We start from the raw sequence: 7,394 nt of genomic DNA on the forward strand, positions 1-7,394 counted from the left end.
CATGAAAAAGGAAATACGCATATTCTTTACCGCTATGATGTTCCTCACACGATTGCCTGTACCAAAGTATACAGACCATTCGCAGGAATACCTGGAGAAATCGGCCAGATACTTCCCACTCATCGGCTGGATGGTGGCAGGCATCAGTTGGCTGACCTACGTAGTGCTCAATAAATACATCGGGGAAGACATTGCGATAGTGGGATCCATCATTGCCGGGATCCTTACTACAGGTGCTTTTCATGAAGACGGCTTTGCCGATTGCTGTGATGCATTCGGCGGCGGCTGGACGAAAGAGAAGATCCTCACCATCATGAAAGACAGTCGCCTTGGCACTTTCGGGGTGGTCGGGCTGATCAGCATATTATCCGTGAAATTCCTGCTGCTGCGTGAGCTGCCAAAGTTCACCCCCAGCCTGGAAAATCCATCGATAAATGTTTTCGTCAATTATGGAAATTTCCTGTTGATGTTATTAGCGGCGCATGGCGCCAGCAGGCTGATGGGAGTATATACTATCCGGTTTTATGAGTATGTGACGGATATAGATGCGAGTAAAGCCAAGCCCATTACCAGTAAGAAGCCGGGCATCGGAACATTGGCAGTTGCTACTTTGTTTGCGCTGGCTCCTTTCGCTTTACTGGATATTCGGTTATTGATTTCCGTTATCCCGATGGCCATTGCCGCCTGGCAGGCCAATGTATACTTCAAGAAATGGATCGGTGGGTACACGGGTGATTGCCTGGGCGCTATCCAGCAGATTGCAGAGATTGTGTTCTATCTTAGCGCCATCATCATTCTGAGATACTGGATATGAGCATTTACCTGATCCGGCATACGGCCCCCCTGATTGAAAAAGGAACCTGCTACGGGCAGGCAGATATCGATGTGAAAGAGAGCTTTCATACGGAGGCTTCGATTATTAAAACCGTAATACCCGACCATATCTCCTCTGTTTACAGCAGTCCCTTGCAGCGTTGCAGCAAACTGGCAGAGCATTTGTTTCCTGGCACAGCCATCAACTGGGAGCACCAGCTGAAGGAGATCAATTGCGGGGATTGGGAACTGTTGAAATGGGATGATATCCCTGCTGATGTGATCGATCCCTGGATGAAGGATTACGTGAATGTGCGGATCCCGGGCGGAGAGAATTATATCGACCTCTACAACCGGGTGATCGATGCTTTTCTGAAAATTGCTGCTTCCCCTGGTCCTTCGGCAATTGTAACGCATGGAGGTGTGATCCGCAGTATCCTGGCCCATATCACCGGCACTTCCCTGCTGGATTCCTTTGGTGCTTTCTCCATCCATTATGGCTGTGTGATCCGTGTTACCCGCCAGGGCGACGGCTTTACACACGAGTCTTTGAGCAATATCCCCACGCCCAAAGAGCAGCATAAGCCCAGTCCTAAATGAGGACTCACTGAATCTCCGCTGAATCATGTAACTTGTATACAAACGAATACCTATGAACTGGTCGGCGGATTCTCTCCTAACTGTGACCTTCACGCTGTTTGCGGTGATAGATATTTTCGGTTCCATTCCTTTATTGATTTCCCTCAAACAAAAGATGGGCGGTATTCATGAGGCCCGCGCCACCCTGATTTCCGGCGGGCTGATGATCGTTTTCCTGTTTGCTGGAGAGAAGTTTTTAGGGATTTTAGGGCTGGATGTAGGGTCTTTTGCGGTGGGTGGCTCCATTGTGATCTTCATCCTGGGCCTGGAAATGGTGCTGGGGATAGAGTTTTTCAAAGCGGAAGGAGATAGTAAATCCGGCTCACTGGTTCCCATAGCATTCCCGCTGATAGCGGGTTCCGGCACCCTGACCACCATCATTTCCCTGAATGCCAACTATGATAAATGGACGATACTGGCGGGGATCCTGGTGAATCTTCTGATAGTTTACGTGGTTTTAAGATCATTGAACTATATTGCGAAACTTTTAGGACAGGGAGGATTGTTAGCTGTCAGAAAGTTTTTTGGCGTAATTTTGCTCGCCATTGCTGTAAAGATCTTCGCTACGAATGTGGGCGGTCTGATAAAGTAAAGATTGGTCTCGTAGTACAATGGATAGTATGAGAGTTTCCGAAGCTCCAGATCCAGGTTCGATTCCTGGCGAGACCACCGAAATCGGGAACATCACAGTAAATGTGTTGTTCCCGTTTAATTTTCCGCTAGCCCTACATTAGGCTTGAAATATAAAAGGCTTTCTCATTATTCTCCATGGCTTGGCTCTCACCAATTATTTGGAATAATACAGCATTCTGACTACGTCAAATACTTTCAGTTACTTTTCAAAAAAATACTTAATCTTGTCTTTACCCTATTCTTTATTACAAATTTTGAAAACCACTTCTTTTCATAATGAATCAATCTGTTCATAACAAACTTGTTTCTTTTATTTGGAGCGTGGCAGACGACTGTCTGCGGGATGTATACAATCGTGGTAAATATCGTGATGTAATTTTGCCGATGGTGGTATTACGTCGTTTGGATGCATTGTTAGAACCAACCAAGCAGGAAGTCTGGAATGAAATGTCTTTTCAGCGTGACGAAGTCGGTTTTACAGAGTGGGCAGAAGATGGGTTAAGAGACGCTTCTGGTTATGTGTTTTACAATACTAGTGAATGGACTTTACAGCGATTGAAAGATACGGCAACTAATAGCCAACAGTTATTGATTGGCAATTTCGAAGAGTACCTTAACGGTTTTAGCCAGAATGTAAAAGAGATCATTGACAACTTTAAGTTGCGTGCACAGATTCGCCATATGGCAATGAAAGATGTGTTGTTGGATGTTCTGGAAAAATTTACGTCTCCTAATATAAACCTTACCCCTTTCGAAAAACTCGACCCTGATGGCAGGAAATTACCAGCGCTTTCCAATCTTGGAATGGGTTATGTGTTTGAAGAATTGATACGCAAGTTCAATGAAGAGAATAATGAAGAGGCGGGAGAACACTTTACGCCCAGGGAAGTAATTGACCTGATGACACACCTCGTGTTTGAACCTGTCAAAGATGATTTACCTCCTGTAATGACAATTTATGATCCTGCCTGCGGAAGTGGCGGCATGCTTACTGAATCTCAAAACTTCATTAAAGACGAGGAAGGGATTATCAAGGCGACCGGCGATATACATTTGTATGGCAAGGAGATCAATGATGAAACTTACGCTATTTGCAAAAGTGACATGATGATTAAAGGCAACGACCCACAAAATATACGCCTGGGGAGTACTTTAAGCACCGATGAATTTGCCGGTACCCATTTTAACTTCATGCTTAGTAATCCACCTTATGGCAAAAGTTGGGCGAGTGAACAGAAATATATCAAAGATGGTAAAGATGTGATAGATGGTCGATTTAAGATACAGCTCGCAAATTACTGGGGAAAAATGGAAGAAGCAGATGCTACTCCCCGTTCATCTGATGGACAGTTGCTTTTTTTAATGGAGATGGTCAGCAAAATGAAGCCATTACACCAGAGCCCGATAGGAAGCCGTATAGCAAGCGTACACAATGGTAGCAGCTTGTTCACAGGAGATGCCGGCAGCGGGGAAAGTAATATTCGCAGACACATAATTGAAAACGATTGGCTCGAAGCTATAATTCAACTGCCTAATAACCTATTTTATAATACAGGGATCACAACTTATATCTGGTTATTAAGCAACAACAAATCTGCGAAACGAAAGGGCAAGGTGCAGTTAATTGATGCCAGTCAACGCTATCGAAAATTGCGTAAGAATCTGGGTAATAAAAACTGCGAATTTGCGCCAGAGCACATACGCGAAATAGTGGACGCATATGAACAAATGCTGAATGCAGAACGCAAGGCGGATGAAGATCTTGCCAGCCAGGTTTTTGACAATGCTGATTTAGGCTATTATAAAGTTACCATCGAAAGACCTAAAAGACTAAAGGCACAGTTCACCGCAGACAGAATTGCCAACTTGCGTTTTGATAAGGGGCTGCGTGAGCCAATGGAGTGGGCTTATGAGCAGTTTGGAGAAGGGGTATATACACAACTGTCCAAACACGAGAAAGCCATTATTGAATGGTGCGAAAAAGAGGAACTTAACCTGAACGCTAAATCGCAGAAAGCATTGGTTAGCCCGGCACTTTGGCAAAAAGGGGTTGACCTGATAGCTGTTGCTACCAGGTTAATGAGTAAAGTCGGCACTGATGAATTTAACGACTTTAATGTATTCACTACACGTGTAGAAGAGGTATCAAAAGCGGAGCAAATAAAATTATCGACTACTGAAAAGAATGCCATTTTTAATTCCGTAAGCTGGTATCATGCAGAGGCCGAAAAAGTCGTAAAAAGCAGGCAAAAGCTGAGTGCAGAAAACATGAAGCAATTACTTACCCGACTAGGCTGCTCTAAAGAAGAACTCCCTCACTATGGATGGTTTCCTGCCGGTAAGTCGGGGGAATATTTACAATACGAAACGGAAGGCGATTTAAGAGACACAGAGAATGTTGCGTTAAAAGAAAATATTTACAACTATTTTCAAAGGGAAGTTCTTCCACATGTCTCTGAAGCCTGGATAAACCTGGAAGTAACCAAGATAGGCTATGAAATCAGCTTTAATAAATACTTTTATCGGCACAAGCCCTTGCGTAGCCTGGAAGAGATAACAGCAGATATATTAGCGCTGGAAAAGGAAAGTGATGGGCTGATACAGGAAATTCTTAACCTTCCTCATTAGCCTGAATATGGAGACACAAAACCAGCTTTTTGAAACGATAGCCGTGGTTATTAGCAATGCCAGGCAAACAGCTTACCGGAATGTCAACAGCATAATGCTGCAAATGTACTGGGAAATTGGCAGGCTGATAGTGGAAGATGAACAGCAAGGTAATGAGCGAGCGGAATATGGGAAGGCATCCCTTAAAAATCTTGCCGGAAAGTTATGCCTGGAATTTGGGAAGGGATTCGATGAAAGAAACCTGAACAATATGCGGGCCTATTATCGCTCCTTTCCAATTTGGAACGCAGTGCGTACCGAATTGAGCTGGACGCATTACCGCCTCATAAGTAGGGTTACAGATGCACTGCACCGTCACCAATACATGCAATTGAGTATTGACAACCAGTGGGATACACGCACGCTTCAAAGGAACATTCAAACTCAGTATTTGAATCGCACGCTGGCACCCGCTACTCAGCAGGTGCTGCCACAACAGTTTATTAAAGATCCTTATATTTTCGAATTTCTGAACCTGCCATCTGATACCCGCCAGACAGAAAACACAATTGAAGCGGCACTTATCAATCATCTGCGTGAGTTTTTGATGGAAATGGGTAAAGGATTTGCTTTTGTTGCCCGACAGCAGCATATTGTAACCGACACGGCCGACTTCTATATTGACCTCGTTTTTTATAACTTTTTCTTGAAATGCTTTGTGCTGGTAGATTTAAAAACAGGGAAACTAGGTCATGGAGATATCGGCCAGATGGATATGTATGTACGTATGTACAACGATCTGAAAAGGCAGGAAGATGACAATCCTACAATCGGAATTATCTTATGTACCGAAAAAGATGAAACGATCGTAAAATATTCGGTGTTGGCCGAAAATGAATATCTCTTTGCTAGTAAGTACAGATTGTATTTGCCCAAAGAGGAAGAACTGAAACAACTAATTGAACAGGACCGTATAAAGTTGGAATTAGATCATGAAGAAGAATGAAATGAAAAGATATGATGCTTATAAGCCAAGTGGAGTGGAATGGTTGGGAGAGATTCCGGAACACTGGGAAGTGAAAAGAATTAAATTTCTTTTTGAAGAGATAAATGAGCGTAGCTTTAACGGAGAAGAAGATTTATTGTCTGTATCACAATATACAGGGGTAACTAAAAAGTCTGACGAAATTAGCGAAAGCGATTTGATCACAAATGCAATTACATTAGAAGGGTATAAGAAAGTTGCTGTTAATGATCTTGTAAGCAATATAATGCTTGCATGGAATGGAAGCTTGGGCTTTTCTTCCTACGATGGAATTACAAGCCCAGCATATTCTGTTTATAGATTAAATGGTTTTAATAAAGTTAGATATTTTCATTATTTATTAAGAACTGAATTATATAAAGCTGAGTATAAAAAAAGATCATCTGGTGTAATTGAAAGTAGACTTCGCCTATATACGGAAAATTTTTTTGATATTTCAGCAATTCTTCCTCCCCACCTTGAACAAGCCGCAATTTCCCAGTTCTTAGATACTAAAACAGCCTTAATAGATAAAGCCATTGCACTAAAAGAAAAGCAAATTGAGTTATTGAAGGAGCGTCGTCAGGCAATCATTCATCAGGCAATTACTAAAGGATTAGATCCCGATGTGCAGATGAAGGATAGCGGGACTGAGTGGATTGGAATGATTCCGATTCATTGGGAAATTCAAACAATAAAACATTCTCTTTATGGAATTGTAGATTGTGAACATAAAACAGCTCCATTTATAGACGAGCAATTATATTTTGTTGTAAGGACATCAAACGTAAAGGATGGAGCATTAATTTATGATGATGCAAAATATACAAATGAAAAAGGTTATCGACAATGGACAAGAAGAGGGGTGCCGCAAGCTGACGACATTCTGCTTACAAGAGAAGCTCCAGCTGGAGAAGCATGCTTGATCCCAGAAAACATCAATATTTGTTTGGGTCAAAGAATGGTTTGGTTAAAAATAAATAAAACTAAAATTATCCCAAAATTCTTAATATATCTGATTTATTCTTCTTTAGTAAGAAGTTACATAGATTATCTTTCGGCAGGTACAACAGTACTTCATTTAAATATATCTGATATAAAAAACATTCCTATACTGTCAATGCCTCTTGAAGAACAACAAAAGATAATTGACTTTTTAAACAAATCAACATTTATTATCGATTCGACTATAGTAAAAGAAAAATCACAAATCGAAAAACTCAAAGAATACAAAGCAAGCCTTATCAACAGCGCCGTAACCGGCAAAATCAAAGTCTTCTGATCCCATTGAACCAAATACATTACCTATCCTAATCAGTATCATATGCCCAGTCAAACCAATGAACTCGCCCTTGAGGAAGCCATTGAAAAACGCTTAACCGGAAGCATTTCCCGAAAAAGCAATGCTCCTGAAGTGTCTGGAGACTTCGCTCCTTACCGAAGCGGGCATGGTTTTCACATTGGATATCCTCACGATTTCGATGTTCGTTACGCAGTAGACAAAACGAGACTGTGGCATTTTCTGGAAACCACACAACAGGAGGAACTGGCAAAACTGCAGAAACAGAGCGACTGGCAATTAAAGATATTAGAACGAATAGATCGCATGGTCAAAAAGTATGGAGTCCTGCGATTGCTGCGTAAAGGATTAGAAGTAGATGATGCGCATTTTACCCTT

At 42.1% G+C, this 7,394-nt stretch carries 7 protein-coding genes and 1 tRNA gene; all 8 read left to right on the top strand.

The features are described 5' to 3' along the window. The first annotated feature begins 1 nt into the window (after position 1). Positions 2-814 carry an adenosylcobinamide-GDP ribazoletransferase gene (locus ACTHMC_RS04390; RefSeq protein ID WP_440411162.1) on the top strand — a complete coding sequence of 271 codons (813 nt, stop codon included), beginning with the start codon at positions 2-4 and terminating at the stop codon, positions 812-814. After that, positions 811-1,413 (top strand): alpha-ribazole phosphatase family protein, encoded by a 603-nt coding sequence (cobC, locus tag ACTHMC_RS04395; protein WP_440411164.1) that lies wholly within the window; start codon positions 811-813, stop codon positions 1,411-1,413. Before ACTHMC_RS04390 ends, cobC begins: the two co-directional genes overlap by 4 nt. A gap of 52 nt (positions 1,414-1,465) precedes the next feature. Further along, entirely contained in the window at positions 1,466-2,044 is a 579-nt protein-coding gene (locus ACTHMC_RS04400) for a MarC family protein (protein ID WP_440411166.1), read from the top strand. A gap of 5 nt (positions 2,045-2,049) precedes the next feature. Next, positions 2,050-2,121 (top strand) — tRNA-Arg (locus tag ACTHMC_RS04405). 240 nt (positions 2,122-2,361) lie between these two features. Then, positions 2,362-4,713 (top strand): type I restriction-modification system subunit M, encoded by a 2,352-nt coding sequence (locus tag ACTHMC_RS04410; RefSeq protein ID WP_440411168.1) that lies wholly within the window; start codon positions 2,362-2,364, stop codon positions 4,711-4,713. Positions 4,714-4,720: 7 nt separating this feature from the next. Further along, positions 4,721-5,698, top strand: coding sequence for a PDDEXK nuclease domain-containing protein (locus ACTHMC_RS04415; protein WP_440411170.1), 978 nt, complete (start codon positions 4,721-4,723; stop codon positions 5,696-5,698). After that, on the top strand, positions 5,685-6,998 hold the full coding sequence (locus ACTHMC_RS04420; RefSeq protein WP_440411172.1) for a restriction endonuclease subunit S: 1,314 nt from the start codon (positions 5,685-5,687) through the stop codon (positions 6,996-6,998). Before ACTHMC_RS04415 ends, ACTHMC_RS04420 begins: the two co-directional genes overlap by 14 nt. Before the next feature lie 42 nt (positions 6,999-7,040). Continuing rightward, on the top strand, positions 7,041-7,394 hold a 354-nt coding region (locus ACTHMC_RS04425; protein WP_440411174.1), incomplete at its 3' end, for a hypothetical protein.

It is taken from the genome of Pseudobacter sp., assembly GCF_051955275.1.
Taxonomy (GTDB): domain Bacteria; phylum Bacteroidota; class Bacteroidia; order Chitinophagales; family Chitinophagaceae; genus Pseudobacter.

Excerpts from the sequence above, each read along its gene's own strand:
- ACTHMC_RS04390 (WP_440411162.1), top strand. The coding sequence starts at position 2 with ATGAAAAAGGAAATACGCATATTCTTTACCGCTATGATGTTCCTCACA.
- cobC (WP_440411164.1), top strand. The coding sequence starts at position 811 with ATGAGCATTTACCTGATCCGGCATACGGCCCCCCTGATTGAAAAAGGA.
- ACTHMC_RS04420 (WP_440411172.1), top strand. The coding sequence starts at position 5,685 with ATGAAGAAGAATGAAATGAAAAGATATGATGCTTATAAGCCAAGTGGA.
- ACTHMC_RS04400 (WP_440411166.1), top strand. The coding sequence starts at position 1,466 with ATGAACTGGTCGGCGGATTCTCTCCTAACTGTGACCTTCACGCTGTTT.
- ACTHMC_RS04410 (WP_440411168.1), top strand. The coding sequence starts at position 2,362 with ATGAATCAATCTGTTCATAACAAACTTGTTTCTTTTATTTGGAGCGTG.
- ACTHMC_RS04415 (WP_440411170.1), top strand. The coding sequence starts at position 4,721 with ATGGAGACACAAAACCAGCTTTTTGAAACGATAGCCGTGGTTATTAGC.